The 25,447-nt window shown below is 43.0% G+C and carries 27 protein-coding genes and 1 riboswitch; of the genes, 5 read left to right on the top strand and 22 right to left on the bottom strand.

Annotation, left to right across the window (positions count from 1 at the left end):
* Nucleotides 1-33: 33 nt before the first annotated feature.
* The 11 genes from IEY03_RS15620 to moaA all read right to left on the bottom strand — a co-directional run bounded on the left by IEY03_RS15620 (nucleotide 34) and on the right by moaA (nucleotide 8,380).
* On the bottom strand, nucleotides 34-717 hold the full coding sequence (locus IEY03_RS15620; protein WP_188843480.1) for a TIGR01621 family pseudouridine synthase: 684 nt from the start codon (nucleotides 715-717) through the stop codon (nucleotides 34-36).
* Between the two features lie 16 nt (nucleotides 718-733).
* Nucleotides 734-1,993: a sensor histidine kinase gene (locus tag IEY03_RS15615; protein WP_188843478.1), complete on the bottom strand. Its 1,260-nt coding sequence runs from the start codon at nucleotides 1,991-1,993 to the stop codon at nucleotides 734-736.
* A gap of 49 nt (nucleotides 1,994-2,042) precedes the next feature.
* A complete protein-coding gene (locus IEY03_RS15610) occupies nucleotides 2,043-2,720 on the bottom strand; it encodes a response regulator transcription factor (RefSeq protein WP_188843476.1) in 678 nt (225 codons plus the stop codon).
* A gap of 14 nt (nucleotides 2,721-2,734) precedes the next feature.
* Entirely contained in the window at nucleotides 2,735-3,256 is a 522-nt protein-coding gene (locus IEY03_RS15605; protein ID WP_188843401.1) for a hypothetical protein, read from the bottom strand.
* 169 nt (nucleotides 3,257-3,425) lie between these two features.
* Nucleotides 3,426-4,532: an ABC transporter ATP-binding protein gene (locus IEY03_RS15600; protein ID WP_188843399.1), complete on the bottom strand. Its 1,107-nt coding sequence runs from the start codon at nucleotides 4,530-4,532 to the stop codon at nucleotides 3,426-3,428.
* Entirely contained in the window at nucleotides 4,513-5,193 is a 681-nt protein-coding gene (modB, locus tag IEY03_RS15595; protein WP_188843397.1) for a molybdate ABC transporter permease subunit, read from the bottom strand. Before modB ends, IEY03_RS15600 begins: the two co-directional genes overlap by 20 nt.
* Nucleotide 5,194: 1 nt before the next feature.
* Nucleotides 5,195-5,995, bottom strand: coding sequence for a molybdate ABC transporter substrate-binding protein (gene modA, locus IEY03_RS15590; RefSeq protein ID WP_188843474.1), 801 nt, complete (start codon nucleotides 5,993-5,995; stop codon nucleotides 5,195-5,197).
* Nucleotides 5,996-6,100: 105 nt separating this feature from the next.
* Complete coding sequence (moaE, locus tag IEY03_RS15585; RefSeq protein WP_188843395.1) at nucleotides 6,101-6,559, bottom strand: molybdopterin synthase catalytic subunit MoaE; 459 nt, start codon at nucleotides 6,557-6,559, stop codon at nucleotides 6,101-6,103.
* 5 nt (nucleotides 6,560-6,564) lie between these two features.
* A complete protein-coding gene (gene moaD / locus IEY03_RS15580) occupies nucleotides 6,565-6,813 on the bottom strand; it encodes a molybdopterin synthase sulfur carrier subunit (protein ID WP_188843393.1) in 249 nt (82 codons plus the stop codon).
* A gap of 74 nt (nucleotides 6,814-6,887) precedes the next feature.
* On the bottom strand, nucleotides 6,888-7,364 hold the full coding sequence (moaC, locus tag IEY03_RS15575; protein ID WP_188843391.1) for a cyclic pyranopterin monophosphate synthase MoaC: 477 nt from the start codon (nucleotides 7,362-7,364) through the stop codon (nucleotides 6,888-6,890).
* Nucleotides 7,365-7,399: 35 nt separating this feature from the next.
* Nucleotides 7,400-8,380 carry a GTP 3',8-cyclase MoaA gene (gene moaA / locus IEY03_RS15570; RefSeq protein ID WP_188843389.1) on the bottom strand — a complete coding sequence of 327 codons (981 nt, stop codon included), beginning with the start codon at nucleotides 8,378-8,380 and terminating at the stop codon, nucleotides 7,400-7,402.
* A riboswitch (molybdenum cofactor riboswitch) is annotated at nucleotides 8,368-8,501 on the bottom strand. It overlaps the preceding gene by 13 nt.
* A 228-nt stretch (nucleotides 8,502-8,729) precedes the next feature.
* Between moaA and IEY03_RS15565 the strand changes: the two genes are divergently transcribed.
* Together IEY03_RS15565 and IEY03_RS15560 are read left to right on the top strand one after the other, a co-directional pair.
* The gene (locus IEY03_RS15565; RefSeq protein ID WP_188843387.1) at nucleotides 8,730-10,379 is read left to right on the top strand and encodes an electron transfer flavoprotein-ubiquinone oxidoreductase; all 1,650 of its coding nucleotides are present in this window, start codon (nucleotides 8,730-8,732) and stop codon (nucleotides 10,377-10,379) included.
* A gap of 138 nt (nucleotides 10,380-10,517) precedes the next feature.
* The gene (locus IEY03_RS15560) at nucleotides 10,518-12,437 is read left to right on the top strand and encodes a methyl-accepting chemotaxis protein (protein WP_188843385.1); all 1,920 of its coding nucleotides are present in this window, start codon (nucleotides 10,518-10,520) and stop codon (nucleotides 12,435-12,437) included.
* Between the two features lie 83 nt (nucleotides 12,438-12,520).
* On the opposite strand, the gene IEY03_RS15555 is transcribed toward IEY03_RS15560, so the two are convergent.
* The 6 genes from IEY03_RS15555 to IEY03_RS15530 form a co-directional block, all read right to left on the bottom strand.
* Nucleotides 12,521-12,892, bottom strand: coding sequence for a DUF4870 domain-containing protein (locus tag IEY03_RS15555; protein ID WP_229778360.1), 372 nt, complete (start codon nucleotides 12,890-12,892; stop codon nucleotides 12,521-12,523).
* Nucleotides 12,893-12,910: 18 nt separating this feature from the next.
* Nucleotides 12,911-13,603, bottom strand: a complete 693-nt coding sequence (locus IEY03_RS15550) for an MOSC domain-containing protein (RefSeq protein WP_188843383.1) — start codon at nucleotides 13,601-13,603, stop codon at nucleotides 12,911-12,913.
* A gap of 222 nt (nucleotides 13,604-13,825) precedes the next feature.
* Nucleotides 13,826-14,671: a PfkB family carbohydrate kinase gene (locus IEY03_RS15545; protein WP_188843381.1), complete on the bottom strand. Its 846-nt coding sequence runs from the start codon at nucleotides 14,669-14,671 to the stop codon at nucleotides 13,826-13,828.
* 102 nt (nucleotides 14,672-14,773) lie between these two features.
* Nucleotides 14,774-16,111, bottom strand: coding sequence for a coproporphyrinogen III oxidase family protein (locus tag IEY03_RS15540; protein WP_188843379.1), 1,338 nt, complete (start codon nucleotides 16,109-16,111; stop codon nucleotides 14,774-14,776).
* A gap of 510 nt (nucleotides 16,112-16,621) precedes the next feature.
* Complete coding sequence (locus IEY03_RS15535; protein ID WP_346056227.1) at nucleotides 16,622-17,380, bottom strand: substrate-binding periplasmic protein; 759 nt, start codon at nucleotides 17,378-17,380, stop codon at nucleotides 16,622-16,624.
* Nucleotides 17,381-17,784: 404 nt separating this feature from the next.
* A complete protein-coding gene (locus tag IEY03_RS15530; RefSeq protein ID WP_188843483.1) occupies nucleotides 17,785-17,970 on the bottom strand; it encodes a hypothetical protein in 186 nt (61 codons plus the stop codon).
* Between the two features lie 331 nt (nucleotides 17,971-18,301).
* Here IEY03_RS15530 and IEY03_RS15525 point away from each other — a divergent pair, with 331 nt between their 5' ends.
* Nucleotides 18,302-18,850: a hypothetical protein gene (locus IEY03_RS15525; RefSeq protein ID WP_188843377.1), complete on the top strand. Its 549-nt coding sequence runs from the start codon at nucleotides 18,302-18,304 to the stop codon at nucleotides 18,848-18,850.
* Nucleotides 18,851-19,153: 303 nt separating this feature from the next.
* Here IEY03_RS15525 and yqfB read toward each other — a convergent pair whose 3' ends face one another.
* Both yqfB and IEY03_RS15515 read right to left on the bottom strand, forming a co-directional pair.
* Nucleotides 19,154-19,468: a N(4)-acetylcytidine aminohydrolase gene (yqfB, locus tag IEY03_RS15520; RefSeq protein ID WP_188843375.1), complete on the bottom strand. Its 315-nt coding sequence runs from the start codon at nucleotides 19,466-19,468 to the stop codon at nucleotides 19,154-19,156.
* 19 nt (nucleotides 19,469-19,487) lie between these two features.
* Nucleotides 19,488-20,357, bottom strand: coding sequence for an AraC family transcriptional regulator (locus IEY03_RS15515; protein WP_188843373.1), 870 nt, complete (start codon nucleotides 20,355-20,357; stop codon nucleotides 19,488-19,490).
* Nucleotides 20,358-20,625: 268 nt separating this feature from the next.
* Between IEY03_RS15515 and IEY03_RS15510 the strand changes: the two genes are divergently transcribed.
* Both IEY03_RS15510 and IEY03_RS15505 read left to right on the top strand, forming a co-directional pair.
* Nucleotides 20,626-21,789 (top strand): iron-containing alcohol dehydrogenase, encoded by a 1,164-nt coding sequence (locus tag IEY03_RS15510; protein ID WP_188843371.1) that lies wholly within the window; start codon nucleotides 20,626-20,628, stop codon nucleotides 21,787-21,789.
* Nucleotides 21,790-22,014: 225 nt separating this feature from the next.
* Complete coding sequence (locus IEY03_RS15505) at nucleotides 22,015-22,563, top strand: porin family protein (protein ID WP_188843369.1); 549 nt, start codon at nucleotides 22,015-22,017, stop codon at nucleotides 22,561-22,563.
* Between the two features lie 74 nt (nucleotides 22,564-22,637).
* Here the strand turns inward: IEY03_RS15505 and IEY03_RS15500 are convergent, their stop codons facing one another.
* The 3 genes from IEY03_RS15500 to fdh3B all read right to left on the bottom strand — a co-directional run bounded on the left by IEY03_RS15500 (nucleotide 22,638) and on the right by fdh3B (nucleotide 25,442).
* On the bottom strand, nucleotides 22,638-23,507 hold the full coding sequence (locus IEY03_RS15500; RefSeq protein WP_188843368.1) for an EamA family transporter: 870 nt from the start codon (nucleotides 23,505-23,507) through the stop codon (nucleotides 22,638-22,640).
* A gap of 277 nt (nucleotides 23,508-23,784) precedes the next feature.
* The gene (locus tag IEY03_RS15495) at nucleotides 23,785-24,798 is read right to left on the bottom strand and encodes a formate dehydrogenase subunit gamma (protein WP_188843366.1); all 1,014 of its coding nucleotides are present in this window, start codon (nucleotides 24,796-24,798) and stop codon (nucleotides 23,785-23,787) included.
* Nucleotides 24,799-24,845: 47 nt separating this feature from the next.
* On the bottom strand, nucleotides 24,846-25,442 hold the full coding sequence (fdh3B, locus tag IEY03_RS15490) for a formate dehydrogenase FDH3 subunit beta (protein WP_188843364.1): 597 nt from the start codon (nucleotides 25,440-25,442) through the stop codon (nucleotides 24,846-24,848).
* Nucleotides 25,443-25,447: the final 5 nt, after the last annotated feature.

Raw genomic sequence — 25,447 nt, 5'->3', positions numbered from 1 at the left:
TCTATCAAATTAGAGGCGATTGATTATCAAAATTTACGGCTTTTGCGGCCAATCTAATTGAGCTGGCACAGACCAGCTATCTTGAATAAACTGCTGCATGCCCTCGTCTAGAAAATAACTACCTTCATCGGGTAATTGAATAAACTGATATTCTTGTCCTAAGTAACAAAAACTCAATTGATATGCATGTAAATAACAGCGATCACTTGTCTGTTTACCATATAAATTATCGCCTAATATCGGCACCCCAATACTGGCTAGTGCCACTCTTAATTGATGGGTTTTACCGCTAAAGGGTTTCAACAAATAAGCCCTGATCCCCGAGGCTATAGAGTGTGAAAAAAAATGGGTTATTGCAGGGTTTTCCTTACTACGCAGCAATTTATACATGCTGCGACGTGACTTTGCCATATCACCAATAATCCACCCCTGTTTTTTTTTCGGTTTGCCCATGGCAATGGCTAAATAATATTTCTGCACCTGATGGGCGGTAAACAGCTGCGTAAAACGATTAGCAGCAGCGGATGTTTTGGCCAGAATAAGTAGCCCAGATGTCGGTGTATCAAGTCGATGCACAGCAAATAACTTAATCCCGAGATCGGTTTCTACCTGGGCAACCACACCTGCGGTCCCATCTTGGCTATGAAAATGCACATTGGCGGCTTTATTAATAATAATAAAGTCATCCTGGTGACTGACGATTTGGTAGGGACTGATCAATGTAATATTTCGCTTATTTGAAGTGAATGCTCACAAGCAAACCAGGATGATTATCCGTTAATTCTATACTGGCTTGATGACGCGATAAAATGGCTTTCACCATAGAAAGTCCTAATCCAGTACCTTTATAGTGTCGACTTGGATCTAGGCGAACCAAACGCTCAAACACTCTTTCTTTGTCTTCATCGGCAATACCTGGACCATTATCGGCAATATTAATACATTTATTGTTTTGCTCGATATGGATTTTCGCACCTTCTGGCGAATATTTAATGGCGTTATCCACTAAGTTGAACAGTGCTTGAAACAGGAGATATTTATCACCTTGGATAATAGCATCTTGTTTTAAATCAATGGTAAATGTTTGATTTTTAGCTTCAGCAATCACATCAGCCATTTCGTACAAATCCTGGCAAATATCTTGCAAATTAATAGGTTGTAAATCCAGTAACTGCTGACCTTCTTCAATGCGCGTTAATGACAACATGGCATCAAAGGTTGCCAAACAATCATCCAGCTCTTCCAATAACTCAGCACGTGCATTTTCTAGTTCTGCTTGAGGCTTTGCTGATAACTGTTCAATACCAATCCGTAAATGTGACAATGGCGTTCGTAAATCATGGGCAATATTGTCGGTCACGCCTCGAACGGCACGTAAATTTTGCTCCAAGGTATCAAGAACACGGTTAAATTGCTGCGCCAACATATCAAATTCATCTTGCTGACGAGTCACAGGTAACCGAGTGTTGTAATGTCCAGCCTCAATTTGCTCACTTAATTGGTTGTACTGCACTAAACGGCGCAAAATGGCTTTAGAAAAAATGTATCCCAAGGCTAAGGTTAACCCCAGCGTAAATGCTACCGCCCAAAATGCGGCATTGACAAACTTTTCAATTAACAGGGCCAGCTGATCCGTTCGAGTGGCAATCAACACAGGGCCGTAATTGGTCATGGCTAATCCGCCAGTCAAAATATGCAACTTATCTGGACCGCCAGTAAAGATGGGAAACTCTCTTGTTTCAGGCAAAAGCGGCATATTGTCAGGCAAGAAAGTTAATGCCCCAACCATATCGACACTGTTTTTCCAAGCGATTAAGGCGGTTTTAGGATCTGATGCCTGTATTTGTGCGGCAAAACTACGGCGATTAACCGTTAACGCAAGCTGCTGATAGCGTTGCATTTCAGCTGACAAGTGCGCATCTACCTGATTCTCTTGCTCAATAATCAGTTGTCTATACAAGCTAGAAATGAGCATGACAATCAAAATCGTCACTAGAGTAGAGAAGATTAACGTGATGCGCCAAGCACTGCTTTGGTAAGGCTTAATGCCCTTTGCAAAGACGATATCCAGCACCCCTTACGGTTTCAATTAGCTCGCCATGGCCTAGTTCTTCAAACTTACGACGCAACTTTGCAATATGGACATCAATCACATTGGTACGTGGATCGAAATGATAATCCCACACGGCTTCAAACAATAATGTTCTACTAATGACCTGGTTTGGATGCTCCATTAAAAACTTAAGCAACTGAAACTCTTTAGGCTGTAACATCAGTTCTTTACCGTCTAAGGTCACATTACGCGTTAGCAGTTCCATCTTCAGTCCACCCACTTCAATATCTGTGGTGGCTGGTTCTACAACATTTCGTTGAGCCAGTTTCTCTGCCCGTACGAGTAACTCAGCAAACGCAAAAGGTTTGGTCATGTAATCATCACCACCAGCACGTAAGCCTTTCACTCTTTCATCTACATGGCTTAATGCCGATAAAATCAATACTGGCGTTTTATTTCCGCTCGTTCGCAGTGCAGAAAGCAAGGTTAAGCCATCAAGTTTTGGTAACATACGGTCTAATACAATCAAGTCATATTGATTGTGTTTAGCCAGCGTTAGTCCTTCTTGGCCATCGGTTGCACTATCAACACTATACTGCTGCGCGGTAAACCCTTCCGCCACATATTTCAGCGTTGTGGCGTCATCTTCAACAATCAAAATACGCATAGTCATAGTCGCAATTAATCCCATTTAAGTAGTGGTAATGGACGGAGATTCTCAATATCAAAAGCAATCACTTTTTTAGCTTCATTATTGAGTATTTGAAGTTCGAGATAACTTATTGATAAGTCGTGGTCTAAGTCTGCTTGAAGTAAAAATCCATTCTGATTTTGAATCGCAAGACTAACTAAAGATGAAAATGAAATATTTTTCTCACGCATCAGGCTTATGGCATGAAGCTGTTCAATGCTATTGCTTTCATAGGGCTGACTACTCTTGTCGAGTAACGCACCATCTAGCGCGTTGTATTCAAATTGATAAACTCGTTTTGAATCAGGATTAATGGCTGAAAGTAAGTACACTAATTGCTCGTTGTCGATATCGAGGCCAAAACCACACAGGGTACCCTGTTCTTGTTGTTCCCAATTTTCCATAACAGAAATTGGCGTTAATAAGCCTTCCTGGGATACTAATGATTGGATCGATGGAGCAGCCAAAGATACCAATGGAAACAAGCACAGTGCGACAAGCAACCGAACCATTTTAAGCCTCAAATTTAAAAGAATGCGTACTGGTATACTTTACCTAAGTCCCACTCAAGACCCAAGAAATCTAAGATTAATAATTGATCATGCAATCTTATAAACCGCAGATTATTAGGGCACTCATAGGCAATAAACTTGTACTACGAAGTGAAGTGGAGAATTAAGGTTAAGCCTGTAAAATATGAATTTGGTCAGACTTCAATGCCAAGGTTGTTTTTTGGCCTTGTGTTAAAGCTAATTTATGACAAAGATGAAGCGGAATATCGGCATTAATCACCTGTTCAACTCCTGCGATTCGAGCAATCACTCGCACCATTTCCCCCATCACTAACAAAGATTCAATTTCAACATCAAGCTTATTGATGCTTTTGCATAATCGACCACTGGTAATAGCGTTAAAGCGGATCCCCTGATTAGGGATAACCCAGCGGATCTGTTGCCCAACAGACATCTTAGGCGCATTTTCGGTAGCAATTTGATTATGTCCAAATGTCAGCCAAGTCATTTCCCGTCCCTCTTCTTGGGAGACAACCGTGGCATCAAAAATATTACGTAGCCCCATTTGTCTGGCAACAGCCTCATTGCGAGGATGCGACATCACCTCAAATGGTCGACCTTGTTGCAGCATTTGTCCCTGACTGATTAAAATCATCCGGTCAGCTAATAACTGTGCCTCATGAATATCATGGGTGACCATGATCACCGGGATCGCTAACTGCGATTTCAATCTCGCCAACTCAATGTATAACCGTTCGCGGGTTTCTCTGTCTACCGCAGAGAAAGGCTCATCAAGCAATAACACCGAAGGTTCGCGCGCCAATGCCCTGGCTAAAGCCACTCGTTGCCTTTGTCCCCCCGACAGGTTCGCAGGCAGCCTATCAGGCAAGCCATCAAGATTTACTCTTTCAAGCCACGCTAAGGCACGCTGTTTACGCTGCGATTTTGGCACATGATCTAATCCCGCCATCACATTTTGCATCGCGGTTAAATGTGGGAATAAGCCAAAATGTTGCGGCACGTAACCAATATGGCGCTGCTGTGGGGTTTGGTGAATTTGTTGCTGACTATCAAACCAGACATTGTCACCGTAAGTAACGTTTCCTGATTGGGGCTGACTTAACCCGGCAATCATTCTCAGTAATGTGGTTTTACCGCCGCCAGAGGGACCGACAACCGCGAGCATTTCACCGGCTTTACAATGAAAATGTGCTTCTAAAGGTATCGGCGATTGCTGTGATATATCACATTTTAGATCAGCGACTTGAGTGACCAAGGTGGCCTCCTAATCGCCTAGAAAGGCTAGTGGTCAGTGCCAATGCACTGATCGCAAACAATAACAGCACGAATGACATAGTCCCTGCACCGTCAAAATCAAATGCTTGCACGCTGTCGTAAATAGCAATCGAGATTGTTTTAGTTTCGCCTGCAATATTGCCACCTAACATCAACACCACGCCAAACTCACCCAACACATGAGAAAAACACAAAACTAATGCCGTTAATACTCCAGGCCAAACCATAGGCAGTTCAACTTTAAAAAACAGGGTCAGCCGGCTCATGCCACAACATGCCGCGGCATCGCGTACATCTTTAGGAATGGTTTCAAAGGCCCGTTGAATAGGCTGCACCGCAAAAGGAATATTAACCAAAATAGACGCAATAACTAAACCTGAAAAGTGAAACACCAGTTGCTGCCCAGTTAGTCGCTCGACCCATTGCCCTAGCCAGCTTTGATTACCCATACCCACCAACAGGTAATAACCTACCACCGTAGGCGGCAGCACTAGTGGCACCATAATCAGCGCTTCAACCCAAGACTTGCCTTTAAACTGGTGGTAAGCCAATGCCCTACCAACAATCAGTGCCAGCGGGATCAGTAACAACACCGTCACGCTACTGAGTTTTACAGATAACCACATTGCCTGCCAATCCATACTATTTATTCCCCGTTGGCGCAGATAATGTGTGATGTATTACAGAGGTTTTTGTGGCTGCTGGCACATGAAAACCGTACTTAATTAAAATGGTTTGTGCCTCTGGAGTTTGCATGTAGCGATAAAAATCGACCGCCGTTGTCGAGGCCTGTTTCATTAACACCATTCGTTGTTTTATTGGCTGATAAAGCGCGTCATCAATGGCTGCATATTGGCCAATTCGCGCAAAGTTTGGTGTTAACACCAGTGACAAGGGCACGATACCGCCCTGAGTAGAGCCACTTACCGCAAACTGCGCTGCTTGTGAGGCGTTTTCACCCAGAATGATATGAGGCTCAATCGCCTGCCACAAACCTTGTGTAGCTAATACCTGTTGCGCTCGCTCGCCATAGGGCGCATGGGCTGGATTAGCAATAGCAAAGCGTTTTAATTTTCCCAATCCAATTAATTCTTTTACCCCAAGCAACTGACCGTCCAATGCTAGTGGTGAACTTTTCGCAGCCGCAATAGCTAAACGCCCCATCGCATAAATCAGCCCTTCGTCTTGGGTGAATCCTGCTTTAACTAATTGATTAGGGTAAAACTCATCAGCACTCAATAATAACTCAAATGGGGCGCCATGCTGAATTTGCGAAACAAAATTGCCCGATGAACCATAACTCAACCGCACCGACATTCCCGTATCTTGGGTAAACTGGGCGGCAATTTCATCCATAGCAAACTTAACGTTGGCCGCAACGGCAATAGGCGGATTTGAAGAGGAAAAAGCAAAGTTAGGCTGCATCAAACAACCTACCAGCATCAATAATAGGGCAAGTTTTGGATTTACTCGGATTGACCATTTCGCATAGGCTAGTTTTCGTGGCCAAAAACCATAAACCATATCAAATAAGGTCATCATACAAGGTTACGGTTGCCACATTTTGGCGGCTTGTTCATCACTGTCACGGGCATCAACCCAGTGACTACCGCTATCGCCCGCTTCTAACTTCCAAAAAGGCGCTTTGGTTTTCAAAAAATCGATCAAAAACTCACATGCTGCAAATGCGGCTTTGCGATGCGCACTCGTCACACCGATAAACACAATTTGCTCACCTAAAGCCATAGTGCCAACACGGTGAATAATGGTGACATAATTTAATGGCCAGCGAGCATGCGCTTGCTCGGTAATTTGTTGCAATACCGCTTCAGTCATTCCAGGGTAGTGCTCTAAGGTTAAATCGCTGACTGGGTTACCATCATTAAAGTCACGCACTTTACCCACAAAATTCACCACAGCGCCGTCGCTGTTATCACTTGCCAATAAAGCGTATTCTTCAGCGACATTAAAATCTGCCGTTTGGACACGGATGTTTGCTGTTTTCATTACCATTAACCTCCAGTTACCGGAGGGAAAAATGCGACTTCATCACCATCAGCCACTTCAGTATCCCAATGACTCATGGTTTGATTAACCGCCACCAATAACTTGTCAGATGACATAACCTTAGCCCATTTGTCGTCTTGTGCTGCTAATGCGGCTCTTAAGGATTCAGTGGTGGTGATGTCATCGGCACAAAACGCTAAGTTGGCGGTGCCCAATAACTCACGAACCTGAGCAAAAAATAATACTTGGATCATAGGGTTTCTCTTCACTGTATATAACTGATTGAATACAATATGGTCGAGCGTGTAATCACAACCTAACCTTAGCATTACACTTTGAAATGACCAGACTTACCGCCCCGCTTTTCCAGTAATCTAACCTGTGAAATTAGCATATCTTTTTGCACGGCTTTACACATGTCATAAATCGTCAGCGCGGCAACTGAAGCGGCGGTTAACGCCTCCATTTCAACACCGGTTTTACCTGATAACTTACATAAGCTGTTAATGCGGACACGGTTAAACTCAGGTTCAGCCACCAAATCAACTTCTACTTTGGTTAACATTAATGGATGACAAAGAGGAATAAGATCCGAAGTCTTTTTAGCCGCTTGAATACCCGCAATGCGAGCAGTAGCAAAAACATCACCTTTGTGATGGCTGCCACTCATGATCATTTCAAGGGTTGCTGGTGCCATTTCAATAAATGCTTCCGCGCGTGCTTCACGCTCGGTAACCGCTTTTTCAGTGACATCGACCATATGGGCATTGCCATCAGCATTAATGTGGGTAAATACATTGCTCATGAATTAAAGCCTTTATCTTTGAGAGGGAAATAAAACTAACCACCAATAGATGCAAGGTGCTGAGTCACACCTGTGATCCCTTGATGTAAATAATGGGTTTGTTCTTTTTGCGCCAGTTGACCGTGCAAACGTGCAATAAGCTCAGGACGTTGATCAGCATGTTGCAATAAATCACGCAAATCTAAACCGTTTTCAGTAAACAAACATAAATGCAGTTTACCTTTAGCGGAAACACGTAGGCGATTACAGCTGGCGCAAAAGTCTTTTGCGTAAGGCATAATCAGGCCGATACGGCCTTGGTAATCTGGTCGACTAAAATTTTGTGCAGGACCGTCATCAACACTTGGCCTATCATGCAACCAACCTTCAGCTATCAAACGCGCTTTAATATCAGCACCGGCTAAGTGGTGAGCTTTGAAATAATCATGGCCTAAGCCCGTCTCCATTAGCTCAATAAAACGCAAATCAATAGGTGTGTGTTTTATCCAGTGTAGAAAACGCGGTAAATCTTTACTGTTTAGATCTTTCAATAACACCGCATTGACTTTAACCCGCTCAAATCCAGCCTCTAAAGCAGCATCAATACCGCGCATGACTTCATCAAACTTGTTTTCACCTGTGATTTGATAAAACATCCGCGGATCTAAACTATCCACCGACACATTAATACGTCTTAAGCCGGCATCGTACCAAGTTTTGGCATTTTTCTCTAAACGATATCCATTGGTCGTGGTCGCCACTGTGTGGATATTCGGATTATCCGCAACGATGCGCACAATGTCGGTAAAGTCTTTACGCAGAGTAGGCTCGCCACCTGTGATCCGAATTTTTTGGGTACCGACCTCGCCAAAGGCCGCCACCAGATTTTCAATTTCCGGCAAGGTTAAAAAGCTGGGTTTACCCTCAGGGCGATAGCCATCAGGCAAGCAATAGGTACATTTGAAATTACACACATCAGTGACTGACATGCGCAAATAGTGAAATTTTCGACCAAAACTGTCTTGTAGTTGGGACATGTTAACCTTTCCAAGTGTGGGAGGTGAGTGCATTTCTTTACTCACCCCGGTGGCATTATTACCACGGCTAAATACCCATATCTGCTGACGTAGGATAAAAAGCTCGGAGAACCGTCAGCCTTGATTATAGGCTTAAAACTGAACCGACAAGTAGCCCTTTTATTGAATTTGTCACGAATAAAGACAATTTCAGCAACGATTTGTGACTCGGCTCACGATGATCAAATCGATTGAAATACTGGGCTAGCGGATAAATTTGCGGTAAGGTTAGTAAAAAGATAAAACGATCGTTTATTCGTCGTAATAAAAACAATAAACCCGACAAAACGGGCAATTTAAAGGTGATAAGATGGAACGCGAATCAATGGAGTTCGACGTAGTAATCGTCGGCGCTGGTCCTGCTGGATTAGCAACCGCATGTCGTCTAATGCAAATATCAAAAGATGCAGACAAAGAGATCACCGTCTGCGTGGTGGAAAAAGGTTCCGAAGTCGGCGCGCACATTCTCTCGGGTGCGGTATTTCAGGCTGATGTATTAGATGAGCTATTTGATGATTGGCGCGATACTGACTCGCCAGTAAAAACCCAAGTTACCCATGATGAGATTTATTTATTCAATTCTAATACACAATCACGCTTAATTCCCAACAGCTTAGTACCTAAAACCATGCACAATGATGGTAATTATATTATCAGTGTGGGTAATTTAGCGCGCTGGTTAGCGGAACGAGCGGAAGCCATGGGAGTGGAGATTTTCCCCGGTTTTGCCGCCAGCGAATTACTATTTAATGATGACAATAGTGTCAAAGGGATTTTAATTGGCGACATGGGTGTTGGTGAGGACGGTCAACCTAAAGCCGGTTACATGCCTGGCATGGAATTGCACGCTAAATACACCGTATTCTCAGAAGGTTGCCGAGGCCACTTAGGCAAGCAGCTTATCGAAAAATATCATTTAGACAATGGCAAAACCCCACAACATTACGGCCTAGGTTTTAAAGAAATCTGGAAAATCCCCGCCGAACAGCACCAACAAGGTAAAGTTGTTCACACTGGGGGCTGGCCATTAAACAACGGGTCTTCTGGTGGTGGCTTTATGTATCACATGGAAGACAACCAGGTAGCCGTTGGGTTAATTATTGATTTGAACTACAAAAACCCCCATTTAAGCCCATTTGATGAGTTTCAGCGTTACAAAACCCATCCCGTTATCTCGCAATACTTAACCGGTGGCGAGCGCTTATCCTATGGCGCTAGAGCGATTACCAAAGGGGGGTTAAACTCATTACCTAAAATGAGCTTTCCTGGCGGGCTGATCATTGGTTGTAATGCTGGTACATTAAACTTTTCCAAAATCAAAGGCACACATACTGCAATCAAGAGTGGCATAATTGCCGCTAAAACCTTAGGCGAAGGCTTGATAGCAGGTCTAGCTGGCGGTAAAGATTTAGATTGTTTCCAAGCACGCTTTGAAGAAAGCTGGTTACATGAAGAATTATATCAATCGCGCAATTTTGGCCCTGCATTACATAAATTTGGCACCTTAATCGGCGGCGCATTTAACTTTATTGATCAAAACTGGTTTGGTGGTAAGTTCCCTGTCACGTTTAGAGATGAAACTCCTGACTATGCTAATATGGGATTAGCCAGCGATTACAACAAAATTGACTATCCAAAACCGGATGGAAAACTCAGTTTCGATAAGCTTTCATCGGTATACTTATCAAGTACGTACCATGAAGAAAATCAACCTTGTCATTTACGCTTAAAAGACAAGAGTGTGCCGATTGCCATTAACCTGGTTAAATTTGATGAACCAGCTCAGCGCTATTGTCCTGCTGGTGTTTATGAAGTGGTTGAAGAGGCTGGCAATAAAAAGTTTGTTATCAATGGTCAAAACTGTATTCACTGCAAGACCTGTGACATTAAAGATCCAAGTCAAAATATCACTTGGGTAACACCTGAAGGTGGTGGCGGTCCAAACTATCCAAACATGTAATCTTGTTTGATTGCCGGAGTTAGCCAAAATGATAAACGCACAATTATTTGTGCGTTTTTTTCGTCTAATGGACTAAGCTTATTTAAGTTTTTGTCTATCAGACCGATAAAGATTAATTACAGCAACAAGGCGTATTACATGAACTTTTTTAGCCAATTAACCATCAAGCAGAAAATATTGCTTACCGTTACCGTCGCGGTACTGCTTTCAACCATTTTAGTCGGTGTGCTCAGTCAGCGCAGCGCCAAGAATGTGATCGAAGAACGTATGTTAACCTCTGAAATGCCAAGCATATTACTGCAAATCCGTAACAAGATTGATTTGGATATCAGCTCGTTGATGAACGCAGCGGAGCAACTTGCCAGTAGTAGAATGCTGCTTAATTGGTTAGATCAGGGCCGCCCTGCAAGTGACGAAAGCGCTGTGATTGCTCAGTTAAATGACGTCGCCAGTCAATATGATTTGGCACAAGCGTCTTATGCCGATAGACAAACTGCGGCTTACTACACTCAAGACGGATTTTTACGGGTATTAACACCGCAGCAAGACGGCTGGTTTTTTGATTATCGCGACAGCCGCCAAGAAAAAATGCTCAATGTCTTTACTGAAAGTAATGGTGAAGTAAAGCTGTTCATCAATTATCAACAACCCAATGGCCGAGGCTTAGTCGGACTTGCCAAATCACTTGATGACATGGTTAACCTATTGGCGTCTTTCAAAATTGAAGACACAGGTTTTGTTTACCTTGTAGATGCCGAGGGTCAGGTCAAACTGCACCAAGACAAAAGCCTAATGGGCAAAAAAAACTTAAATCAGCTTTATCCTAATGTAAACGTCCAGCAGCTGTTAAATAAAAATGATTTCAACCTGATTAAAGCAGAAGCTGACAACAATCAAACGCTGATCGCCAGTAGCTATTTACCCTCTATGGGCTGGTATTTAGTGGCGCAAGTGCCTGAAGCGGAAGTCTTTGCATTATTAAAAGAGTCGTCTTACCAAATTTTGATTTCAACCATCATTATTGCGGCACTATTTATTGCCATTGCTATAGCCGTTGCGGGGTCGGTAAGCCGCCCTATCGCCCAAGTTGCTGAACTGTTCCGCAATATTGGTGAGGGTGAAGGTGACTTACGTCAGCGCTTACCGGTTAATGGTGAAGATGAAATCGCTCAACTTGCCCGTGGATTTAACAGCTTCATCAGTAAAATCCAAGACTCTGTTATTGAAGTGGCACAAACCAGTGAGCAATTGGGTAAATCAGCAATTGATGTCTCTAACCAAGCTCAGCAAACATTAGAAGACAGCCATTTACAAAAAGACCGTACCATCATGGTGGTAACCGCCATTAATGAAATGGGCGCTACGGTTAATGAAATTGCCAGTAATGCAGCACAAGCAGCAGTAACGGCTCGTGAAGCCGATTCTGAGTCATCAGAAGGCCAACAAGTTGTAACCCGTGCCCGTAATACTATTAATCAACTATCTAAAGATGTGGGCCAAGTAGGCGAAGTGATTGAGTCTCTTGCTACTCATACAAAGTCAATTGGCGGTATTTTAGATGTTATTCGCGCCATTTCAGAACAAACCAACTTACTTGCGTTAAATGCCGCCATTGAAGCAGCACGAGCTGGTGAAGCGGGCCGAGGGTTCGCAGTGGTTGCCGATGAAGTCAGAAACCTGGCCTCACGCACTGCAGCATCAACCAACGAAGTGCAAACTATGATTGATAAATTGCAATCTGAAGCCAGCCGCGCGGTGACAGCAATGGAGCAATCTCGTAATCGTTCACGCGAAGGCGTTCAAGCCGTTGATGAAGCAAGTAATTCACTGAGCGGAATTAGTCAGCAAATTGCCTCAATCAGTGACATGAACATTCAGGTCGCTGCTGCGACGGAAGAGCAATCGACGGTAGTGGAAGATATTAACCGTAACGTCACCGAAATTAATGACATTACCCAACGTACAGCACAAACGGCACAGGCCGCGGCACAGGCAAGTAAAGCATTGAACCAACTGGCTAGTCGCTTAGATACGCTAGTGGCGCGCTTTAAAGTATAACGTCAGCCAGCAAAGACTAAAATGCCGCAACCTCGTATAAGGTTGCGGCATTTTTTTATTTATTTCGGTATAAAATTTAACGTTTATTTAAAAAACTTAATCGTTAACGGATATTGGTACGCCACGCCTTCGGTCGCTTTCATTATCGCGATAATAGTGCAAATGATATCTAATAGCGCCAAGGCTCCGAGTAAAATAAAGCCGATACCTACAAACATGAGCACTGCTGAAATACAAACATAAATAAACAAACTGAGTTTAAAATTAAGGCAGTTTTTGCCGCACTGATTAGCAAATTCAAACTCATCGCGCTTCATCAGCCACACAATTAATGGCCCTAAAATACTGCCCATGGGTATCACATAACCCGCAAAACTGGACGCATGCACCAACACGCCCATATCCCTAGCTTGCTTATCATTAGTTGTTTGATTGACGGATTGTAAATCTTCCATGAAATGTCCTTGTGATGATTATTCTGCTTTACCATACAAGCGCATCTGCCAATCTTCAATCGATTGATGACTGATACGACGAGTTAATGAATTTACCCAAGATTGAGCTAACCCGGAACATTGCAATAAACGTTGGTATTGCTCAGCATCAAATGTGGGTAAAAAATATATTTGCATCGCTTGAGCAACGCTAATATCTGAAACGCGATCAACACGATAAATCGCATCATCGCAACCAATATTACCTTCTGATAATACTCGATAAAACCAACCACACATTTTGCTTTTTTGCATCGCCAAGGCAAATTCAGGATGACCAAATTGTAAGTTCAGCTTAAAACAAGGGGAGCGTGGTTGGGTAACCTGTAAGGTAACATCGCCAATTTGCATAATGTCACCAATATTGACCTGTGATTCATTCAAGCCAACGGTACTGATATTTTCGCCCATTGCGGGAGCATCTTTAAACGATGCCATCATATCCCAGCGACGATACTGGCCATAATGCTCACGCGGAAAATGATGTAACACCCTATCTAATCCCCCGTGATGCTTAGGATCGGCCTCAGCATTACCCACCACATGATCAAATTGCACAGCCAGTTTTTGCACCGCATGCTTTTGATTAATACAACTGGCGACACCACTGTGCATTTGCACCTGATCGCCTAAATAAAGCGCCGATATTTTATTAACTATGCGATTTTTCACTCAGTACATCCTTGAACAAGATCTGCTTTGAAGCATCAAAGTACCTAAAAAAAATACAAAAAAAAAGCCTCACCAATAAATGGTCAGGCAGAATATCGAAAAAGGGGAGTTCAGGCTCAACATGCTGAGAGTCAGAACAAAAACGCTTAAGACTGTAAAGCGCCAACTAACGCTTCAACACAGAACATATTACGCGGATGTTATGACAATAAAATGACAAAATTAAACCGCAAGATAGTCTTTTAATTTATCGCCAGGTACAGAACTTGGCGTAGCAACCGCAAATGCTGCCCAGCGCGCCCCTTCTGTCATCGCATCGGTTATACTTGCGCCGCTGCATAAGCCATGAATTACCCCAGCGGCATAATTGTCCCCAGCTCCCGTTGTATCTATCACATCAGCGGCAATGGCTGGCACATGCTGATAACCAGACTGCTGGTAAACTTTGGCGCCATGCTCACCATCAGTCACGATAAAATATCTTAAGCTATCACCACTGATCGATTGGGCAAACGCCCACAAATCCTGCCCACAACGGCCTTGCATATCGGTAATCGAAGCAATTAACACATGACAAGGTCTTGGGCGCTCATCTTTGGCTAACTGCGCAACAACTAGCGTTTTCGACTGTGTCATGGCCGCAAGAGCCCAAGTATCGGCTCCGAGCGCTGACGTATTGATATAAAAAGCGTCCCAATTGGCCCAGTTGGGTTGTTTTGCTAACGTAAAAATGGGTCTTTGTGGCCGAATAATGGTGCGCTCACCATCTGGGGTCATCACCAGCAACATTTCACAGGTATTGCCCTTAAAACGTTGCACCATTCGGCAATCTAATCCTTGGGTACTGGCCTGCGCGACAATCCAGTCGCCAATTTCATCGGTGCCAACTTGACTCACAAGAGAGACATTATGCTGCGCCCAAACCAAACCTAAACCCGTATTAGCCCCGCCGCCGCCAAGCCGCAAACCACCATCTTGATAATGAAAACGACCACCGGTTTGCAAGGGTTTATCCAGTCGAAGAATGCGGTCACAATTGATATTCGCCAGTAATAAAATATTAGCCATGATAAATACACAATTACTTAATTGAAGTCATTTAAGATTACCCTTTATAAAAAAAACGGCAACCTAAGTTGCCGTTAATTTTGTAGCATCACTACACAAAAACTACATATCTAATTCGGTTAATGGTTTACGCAGTTGGGCTCTGACATTATCCATGCCTGAGTAAAATTCTTTCATCATTAGTAACCCCATCATTTTGCCATTATCGGTGACGATCAGACGGTCTGGATGCACAGGATCGTTTTTAATCGCGCCAATGGCCTTCATCGAGCTCATTTCTTTGAATAATGCGGTATCTAAATTCACCCCAAATTCATCGCGGAAATATTTGCGTGATAATCGACCAGAGAACATGCCCAATAAGAAACGATATTGCATCACTTCTTTCTTGTGATAATACTTTTGTTGCTCTACCGCCATACGCCCTTGGGCGATACGCTCTTGGTACTTTTTTAATGAAAAAGTATTCACATATAAGGTGTCATTTAAAAAGCTAAATGATCCAGAACCAACACCCAAATATTCATCATGATCAATAACGTACTCGTCAAACCCTTCATCATTGGTTTTACCAAAAGCCCAGGCTGACAATTGGGTATATTGCCCCGTCAACTTATTCAAAATTTGGCGATATTGATTAATCATTTCGCCATGGGGTGCGGCCAGTGTACCCTTAACACTTTTACGGGTTTGATGGGTGATCATCAGCGGATAGGTTGTAATTTGCCTTGGGTCTAACTTTGATGCCATCTCAAGATCCGCTTGAATAACGTCATCGGTTTGACCTCTAAAACCAAAGATCAAATCCACATTGATAATGGGAAACAATTCTTTTGCCGCCATAATGCGGTCAAATGTTTGCTGACCCGTACCAAATTTATCTAAACGATCAGTCATTTTTAAAATGCCGTCATCAAAGCTTTGTACGCCAATGGACATTCTGTCCACTAAGCCTTTCAATTGCCTAAACTCAGGGTTCGCCAAATGCTGTGGATCTGACTCGCACGACACTTCTTTAATATCAGGAAACAAGGTTTTGGCATGCTCGATAGTACGTGCTAGCTCATCTTCTAATACCGTCGTTGTGCCACCACCAATGTACATAGAGTCAAACTGATAACCTAAATCCTTGGCCATCTGCATTTCTTTGCGCAATGCGACAAAATATTCACGCGCTTTGTCTTCACGGAATAAAAAACGATGAAAGGTACAAAATGAGCACAAGGTATGGCAAAACGGAATATGCGCGTACAACATGTACTTGCGCCCTTCAACAGGCTTGGGCATACGGTCTGTGGAAATCGTATCTAAGCGCAGGTTTTTATCGACATAAAACTGCATGACCTTTTCCATCGAACTCACCATCCAATTTGGCACAGTAATATTTGACTGATAAGGCGCAATCAACGCGTCCGATGTTGATTGAATAATTGAAGACATAAAAATCCTAGTGAGCAAAGCTTGAATGCAAAATCATTGATTACAAAGCAGTAAAAAAACATATTCCATAAGCGGAACCTGAAAATACCACTTTAGGTATAGATAAAATGTGAGGTAAGCAATGAATACATAAACTAACAGGATTTTTAATGCCTATTTGTTAAGCAGGTCATGTTTTAGTAACGATTAATATATTGAGCGAAGCTTCATCGCTGGATTATCCCTTCACCAGCCAAACTCACGGCCTTTTCGCGATGGTTTCAGGTTAAATAAAGCTGGTCATCTTTAAATACATGTTACCAATGATACTAAATCGAACAGGCTAGATTTTAGCTGCAGATAAGCCTGCAAGATTCAAAGCATGGAGGTTTGGGTTAAGCCCACATGGAGTCGAATAGCCTGCGTCACACTGGATTATCTGCACGTAAGTCCTCTTTAAGCAGCCCAGCATCGGTAACGTGTACTTTGACAGCTAACTATTAACTAACCCTTAGATCTCGATTTTTGCCGCTATTGGCCGGGGTAGTTAGCTAAACGTATGGTGACATTGTCATCTAAGGTGAGCGATAGCATTTGCTGGTATTTGTTCTCAATGGCGAGTCGAGTACCGTCTTGTTTTATTTGTGCTAGGCCAAAATTAAAGTCATCGCGAATATCGGCATGTAAAAATGCAAATCGGTAAGCCGTAGGTGGGAAAACTTTATGACAAATCACCTCTTGCTCTACTTCTTCTTTAGTGAGCTTGCCAGTGAGATAGGACTGTCTGAGGTAATAAATAAAGATATTCTTATCCATCACGGCCACATCCATTCTCTGTTTCATCAGCATTTTCACTTGTATTATTTGCTTCGCCTGCTCGCTATATTGGCGGTTATTTTTGGCCATATTAGTGAAGTCTTTGCCTAAAAGTATAGAGGCCCGTTGAAAGGCAACAATACTTTTGTCTTGTAAATCGGAAACTGTCTCGATGTTGAAATGCTTGTCTTTAAGACTAATTGCACAATTTTGAAAACTGATCACCACATCTGAATAAAACACGCCTTCGAGCATGTTTTGTTTAGTATTAATGATGCCATCTAGTTTGCCTTCTTTGAGTGCATGAAAGGTACGTGCAAGGGGAAGGTGTTGTATGTTGACGCTATGACCTTTAACGGCAAGCGCGCTTTTAAGCAATTCGAGTTCTAGACCACTGTTAGTTTCTTGAATGACATAAGGGGCAATTGAAAAGCTAACACCGACTTCAAGCTCTTTGGCTTGTATGTTGTTCACAAAGCAAAATAGTACAATCAAGCTGATAGCGCTTAAGCACTTAGCCATTAGGTTCGCAAATCTTAACATATGCGGTTGTGGGAAGAGCTGATTGCTCTCATTAATCATTTTATTATTGACCTCTAAATGATGGTGGACATAAGCCATGCTGCAGCGATTATTCAGCCGTTAGCGAACTTATCCAATCATGATCACACTTAACTATAAGAGGTCTTAGTCAATTTGCATAACTTTAAAAGTTTTAACGTTAGGCACAGCGAATAGAGATATAGCCTCGAACCAAACATAGCGCCGCCAGTGTATTAACTAAGCGTTTGAATGCTCAAGTATTCGGTTTGAAAAGGGTCGAACTTTCACATCTTACCCTTAGGAATAGGGGAAATGTCAGTGTGATGTCAATAACATCACTGACCATGTGAAGGGGCAGGCTTATGTGTAAACACTTCTGTGACACGCTGCAAGTACGTCCCTGTAAGCTCAACGATGGCATCCATGCCATCGACGGTCACAGCCGCGCTTACACCTAATAATTTATGTCTTCGATTAGGCTGCATTGGTAATAAAGCCTTGAGGGTTTGGCTGTTACCCATAGAAGTACTTAGAATCAAATCGAAGAGAAAAATGTAAGCTGCAGATGAGCCAGCGGCAGACAATGGGTTAGATTACAGTTAAAGCCTAGTGTGACTTAACTAGCAAAAAAAAACAAAGTAAGACATTGAATTTAAAGTACAAACTAGGTTGGATTGTACAAACTTAAGGACAGAGTTGGGTAATCTCGAACACAATCATCGAGCACGCCATTTAGGGAAGAAGCAATTCAATAGCATGTGCCGAACAGGCTTCCCCATAAAATTTACTCTGCCCCACTGATTTTGAGTTTACGATTCATTATTCATTACTAAATAACTAAAGGATTAGTTTGTGAAGTATATATTTCTAGTTATTTTGAGCTTTTTTATATCCCTACAAGCAGAAGCCAAAAACTGTAAAAAGGGACAGCCATGTGGTAACTCTTGTATTTCATGGAATAAGATCTGTCGAGTAGATTCTAGTATGACTAGTGTCAGTATTCCGAGTGGCAACACTAAAGACTCACAATCAGTTATCCTCACACTAGACAAATCGGATCCTAGGTCTGAAAATTATATTCAGTACCCAACGACAGCTGACATCGCTTTTGGTTGTGATACTTCATGGTTAATTATCATTGATAAATATGTTTTAAATTTTAATGAGGGTGAAGTTATTAGCCGTGGGATCGGTAGAATTAAGTCAAGGTTGAATGAGCAGGGTTTAGAAATGTCATCCGTTTATGAGGCGCGTCTAAAATCTGAGTTTCACAATTCTATAAGTACCCCAAATTTAACTTCGTCGATGATCCACGAAATTAAAACCAATCCTGACAGTGTTAAGAAATTATTTGTACCGCAGTGTATTTTGGAAACACAAAATCAATTATCTAAAGGTTGACCGTTCTTGTTTTATATCGATTTTTCCCACAATCATCAATGAAGCTAAATCGAAGAAACAAAAATTCAGGTGCAGATGAGCCAGCGAGTATCCAAAACAAGGATGTTTTGGTTAAGCTCACAAGGATGTGCTTGCGGCGTCTCGCTGGATTATCTGCACTAAGGCCTGCGGCAGGCAATAAGTACCGATGAAGTATTGGGCTAGTTATACTAATCAGAGTGCTTGCAGTTCAGCATTTTGTGGGTTCAAGGTAAATATGAATATGACCGCACAACATTTGGCTCAGATTGGGCACCAACCCACTCACTTAACCAGCTCAAATGAAATCATAAATAAAGATTGCTGGTTTGGATAAACCTGTTGAATAATCTGTTTCAATTCATCTAAAGGCAGGCTTTCTTGCTCAGCATGAAACTCATTAATGTCATCAAAGGCCAAAGGCTCAACCGATAGAATGGTGATGTCACACACCTTTTGATGGGTTTCAAGGGTAAATACTTCCACTTGAGTACCAGGTACATAGTGATTTTCTGACGCATCACGAATGGTGATGGTTTTGGCGCCGCTGGCCACCAGCGGGGTTAAGTATTCAAAAAAAGTGATGCTGGTTGGGATCATTATTGTAGCCTTATGTCTGTTATTGGCGAGCACAATCGCCGGGGCTTTGGTCAAAGTAACGTTTAAACTCGCGGCTAAATTGCGCACTGCTTTCGTAGCCAACTTGAATGGCAACGTCTTTTACTTTTAATCGTTGGGCCTGAAGCAATTCTTTGGCGCGTGTTAATCTAATTTTCTTCAAATACTGGATCGGCGAAGAGGCTGTCACCTCTTTAAAGCAGCGATGAAATGCGGATGGACTCATGTTCACTAAGCTTGCTAAGGTATCTACCTCAACTGACTCACCATAATGTCGATGAATATAACTTAGGGCTTTTTCAACCCGAGATAACCGCGTATGGCTAAGCGATAACGCGTATAAAGGCGCGGCATTTGGGCTATCAAGTAAACGATATAACAGCTCAAGCACTAATGCTTCGCCCATCACTTTAGCTTCGAGTGGCGATTGTAAAGCTTGCAGCAACCTAAACACACTGCAATCCATCTCTTCTGTGGTCGGTGCCACAAAATATCCCGATTGACGTGACTCATTCAAATCTTTGGGTATTTGATTATGCTCATCCATCAAGCGAATAATATGATTCAACTGCACTAAATCGATATCAACCATTAACACCAAAACCGGCTCTTGCTCACTGGCAAAGGTTTCACACTCTACTGGTAAAGGCACTGTCATCACTAATGCATTTTGGCTGTCGTAATCGAATGTTTGCTCATCCAAATACAGGCGCTTTTTGCCTTGCCCGACAAATAGCATCCCCTGTGAATAGCACATAGGCCCGCGTGCGCCATATTGCGACCCTCTAAATACATGCACACCTGCTAAATGAGTTGGGTTGACACCTTCTTTTGGTGCTAATGCCGCCATTAATGTTGCGATATCTGTCATTGCTATCACTCGTTAAACACTTTGCAACAATGCTACCACTAAAGCAGAAAAGTGCATCAAAAAAGGCAATTAAAACGCCATTTAAAGTAAAAATAGGCAGGAATAGGCACAACTACAAGAGTTATGTGTCTGTTTATTTTGTGGCAGATGTTTATGATCGTTCCATCAAATTTCATTGTGATGGCAAGGCACTTATCGCATCACGAAAAACCGCTTAACTTCATGCACAGCTACCAGTAGCTGGTGCGACAAATAAGGTGACACCTCTATGCTGAACTTTAATTACCGTAACCCTACCCATGTTGTTTTTGGTAAAGACCGTATTGCTGAATTAGATCAACTGGTACCCGCTAATGCCAAAGTGCTGATCACTTATGGCGGCGGTAGCGTTGTCCGTTTTGGCACGCTAGACAAAGTAAAAGCGGCGCTTGGCAAGCGTACTGTGATTGAATTTGGTGGTATTGAGGCTAACCCTAAATACGATACCTTAATGCAAGCCGTTGAGGTTGCGCGTAAACAAAACATCGATTTTATTCTTGCTGTGGGTGGTGGCTCTGTCATGGACGGCAGCAAATTTATAGCCCTAGCCACTCAGTTTGATGGTGATACCACTAGCCTGCTTCATCATGGTTTTGCCCCTGTTCCTGTAGCGGAAGATAAAGTGATCCCGCTTGGCGTCATCGCCACCTTGCCTGCTACGGGTTCAGAAATGAATGCCTTTGCCGTTGTTAGCTATCAGGGCGGTAAGTTCCCCGTAAACCATCCAAATGTATATCCAACATTTGCCATGCTAGACCCAGAGCTCACCTTTAGCCTGCCGCAAATTCAAGTCGCAAATGGGGTTGTTGATGCGTTTGTCCATGTACTTGAGCAATACGCAACGTATCCGGTTGATGCGCGAGTTCAGGACCGCACAGCGGAAGGCATCATGCGTACCTTAATTGAGATTGGCCCCATTACCATTGCCGAACCGACTAACTATGAAGCTCGCGCTAACTTAATGTGGAGCGCAACATCCGCCTTGAACGGTATGATTGGTGTTGGGGTGCCATTTGATTGGACGACCCACATGATTGGCCATGAATTAACAGCCATCTTCAATATTGACCATGCACAAACCTTAGCCGTGGTGTTGCCGTCAGTTTGGCGGGTATTGAAAACACAAAAACAGGCTAAATTACTGCAATATGCAGAGCGTGTATGGGACATTACTGCAGGTGATGACGACAGCCGTGTTGAGCAAGCCATTGTTAAAACTGAAGCTTTCTTCCAACAGGTTGGCTTAAAAACACGCCTACGTGATCATGGTGTTGAAAAGGCACAAATCGAGACGGTTATTAATGCGCTAGAAGCGCACGGTATGACCGCCTTGTCTGAAACAGGCAAAGTGGATTTAGCCATGAGCCGCAAAATTTTAGAGATGGCTTGGTAACGGCATCCATAATTAGCCTATTGATTTAGTCGAAGCCCCCGCTATTTTATAACCCGTAGCGGGTGGCCATAATACCCAGCAACTCGATAAATCGGCCATATCCGCTGATTATTGCCATATAAGCCTTATTTTATATTTACTTAGCTATAAATGGCTCGTCAAACAAACGACTTATAGCGTATTATTCGCGCGTTTTATTCCCCGAATAATCATTAAGGAACAATGATGAAAAAAATATCGCTTATGACATTACCTTTGCTGGGTTTATTTGCCTTACCTGCCATAGCTGAGAATGATCACACGGGTTTTTATGTTGGTGGCGCTGTCAATAAAGTTGAATTTAAAGTTGATGAGTCAGAAAAAGAGACGGGGTTAGGTATTTACGGTGGTTACAACTTCAACCACTGGTTTGGGTTAGAAGCTAATTTATTTGTTTCTGGCAACATGGGCGACGATGAAATTGATGCCATTGCTGGTGCATTGACCATTGCGCCCAAATTTACCTGGCAGTTTAACGACACTTTCTCTGGTTACGCGAAAATTGGCTTAGCATCTATGGCGCTTGCTGTAGAATCATATTACCTAGATACCACGTTTTCAGGTGTTGGCGTCACGTATGGCTTTGGTGTAAATGCCTCTGTCACTGAAAAGTTAAATATTCGCCTAAGTTATGATGTTACCAGTGGCGATTTAGAGTCTGACGACTATAACTGGGTTGAAGATCTAGATAGCGAAATTAAGCAAGTTGCACTGGGTTTACATTACCAATTTTAAGCAGCCGTGATCTGTTGATTAAGTCACGCCTTACATTACTGTGTAAGGCGTTTTTTGTTGAACGACCTAAAACGCTACACCCCCATCTCGACGGCTTTTTTGGGCGTAAAACTACTGCCTAATGATGCGATGATCACTAAGCCGATAGCCGACCACTGCAGCAAGGTTAATTGCTCACTTAAAATCACCAAACCTGCCAATGCGGCTATCGCAGGCTCAAGACTCATTAACACACTAAAGGTTTGTGTGGGCATATTTCTTAAAGCAATCATCTCCAACGAATAAGGCAAGGCGCTGGATAATATGCCAACCAGTAACCCTAAGGGTAAAACCTCCCAACTGATTAATGCTAACCCCTGACTTACAGCACCAACCGGCACTAAAACAATGGCCGCAACTGTCATGCCTAGGGCCACAGTAATACCACCAGAGGCTTGCTTTCCTGTACGCGTACCAAAAAGGATGTAACCCGCCCAACAAGCTCCGGCACCCAATGCCAAAATAACCCCTGTTATATCCAATCCTTGTGCACTGGACATATTCGGCATCAACAGCAAAATACCCACAATCGCACAGGCGACCCAAAACAAATCGGTTTTGCGTTTCGAGCCAAATAAAGCCACGGCTAAAGGCCCAGTAAACTCAAGCGCAACAGCAATCCCCAATGGGATCCTATCGATGGAGAGGTAAAACAGAATATTCATGCCACCTAAACACAAGCCATAAACGATAATACTTCGCCAATCTCGCCCTTGAGGCAACGCGCGCCAAGGACGAAATACCAACCACAGCACAGCTGCGGCAAAGCCCAATCGTAATGCGGTGGTGCCCTCTGGGCCAACCAACGGAAAAAGTTGCTTAGCTAAAGACGCACCGGATTGAATGGTGACCATAGCCAATAAAACACTGCCAATAGCGGTTAGCAGTATGCGGTTAACTTGCATGAAAAATTCGCCTAAAAATGAAAATAGCCAAAGAAGCACAGTTTACCCGAATTTTGCCAAATCTAAGCGTCAAAATAATATAACACCACGAATAAATACGGATCGTTGAATCACTCTCAAGGTTGATTTGCCTAAAACCTCATGGGGCTTAGTTAACCTTAACTCAGAGTTATAAACGGTTATATTGAACTAAATCCCTGTTCATATCGTTATGATTAAATAAAAAAACACCCCAAAGTTGCCTTTGAGGTGTTTAACGGTAAAGCATTCAATTAAATCAATTTTGATATTTGATCGCGTTGTTTGCTTTCAATTCGTCATACCATAGGTTGTGATGCTGAATTGCCCAGTTTTCATCGCAATAGCCTGAAACCATGCACTCCATACCGCCTTCACTCAACACAGTAGCCATCCAAATGTGGACTATGGTGAATGCGATTAATATCACAGCACTGATGCCATGGACTAATAATGCCGCTATAGACGCTTCACGTGGTAAATCAAGATTAGGTAAAACTAACATTAACCCTGTAATGCTGATAAATAGACCAAAAATGACTAAAGTCCAAAACCACATTTTTTCACCCGCGTTAGCAAATCCACTGTCTGGATGCTTGCCTTTAAACGGGCCAAAGTTAATGTAACCACCTACCACTAAAAACCATTTTAAATCATATAATTTAAAGGTTTGTAATGGCATCCACTTGATAACACAAATCAACCAAGAAACGATGAATATTGGGCCTGACCAATCATGGATAAACTTACTTGCGGCAATAATACCAGCCCAAAAGTCTTCACCCACATATGGTGCAATAAAATGACGGCCAAGCATAATAAATACGCCTGTCAGCATTAGCGTTAAACATGCTATTGCCATAATCCAATGCAACCAAAGATCCGCTTTTTTCCATCGTTCCACCATCTTCCCGGAAAAACCATGGGAGAGTTTTGATGGACCATTAACCAAGAAAAAGACTAAAAACGCACCAAATACCCCAAATATCGCGACAACTATCGCGGGTTTTAGGTAGGTGTTACGTATGACTTTTCCTTCATTACCGGTTTTGTTGATCAACACATTTGCGTCTAAGCCAATATCAGTCGAATAGCCCGACTCACCAGCTTTTACTGCTCGCCACAGATCCGCATCACTGGTTTTTGCTGCTTGCTGCTTCGATGACTGGTCATCTGCAGCATAAGCATTGGGCATAACCAAGCTCATACCGACAACCAACATAAGCAAGGTAAACAGCATCTTCAGTGATTTGTTTAACGATGTGTTTAACATTGTCACTCCTCATTGGGCCGTAATCACTTACAGCCCATCCAGTGGGTTTAGATCATCTCGCCTGTTTTTGGGTTGTAGCCCCAAATCACATTTGGATTACCACGCTGTGCCATACGCTGACGATAAATGTCAGATACCACACCAGCATCACCCGCAAGCAGTGCTTTTGTTGCACATAGCTCAGCACACATTGGTAGCTTGCCTTCAGCAATACGGTTTGAACCGTACTTTTGACGCTCTGCATCTGAATGTGTTTCTTCTGGGCCACCCGCACAGAAAGTACATTTATCCATTTTACCGCGGCTACCGAATGCAGTCTTTTTAGGGAACTGCGGCGCACCGAATGGACAAGCGTAGAAGCAGTAGCCACAACCGATACAAGTATCTTTGTCATGTAGCACAATGCCATCTTCTGTACGGTAGAAACAATCTGCCGGACAAACAGCCATACAAGGTGCATCAGTACAGTGCATACATGCCACTGAAATTGACGCTTCACCTGGTTGACCATCGTTAATTGTCACCACGCGGCGACGTTGAATACCCCACTCTAAAGCAGAGTCGTTCTCGTTTTTACATGCTGTGACGCAACCGTTACACTCGATGCAGCGTTTGGTGTCACACAAAAATTTCATGACTGCCATAATGG

Source organism: Shewanella aestuarii (assembly GCF_014647215.1).
GTDB lineage: Bacteria > Pseudomonadota > Gammaproteobacteria > Enterobacterales > Shewanellaceae > Shewanella > Shewanella aestuarii.
Note: the sequence above shows the minus strand (reverse complement) of the source record. Positions and strands in the feature narration are given on the sequence as shown.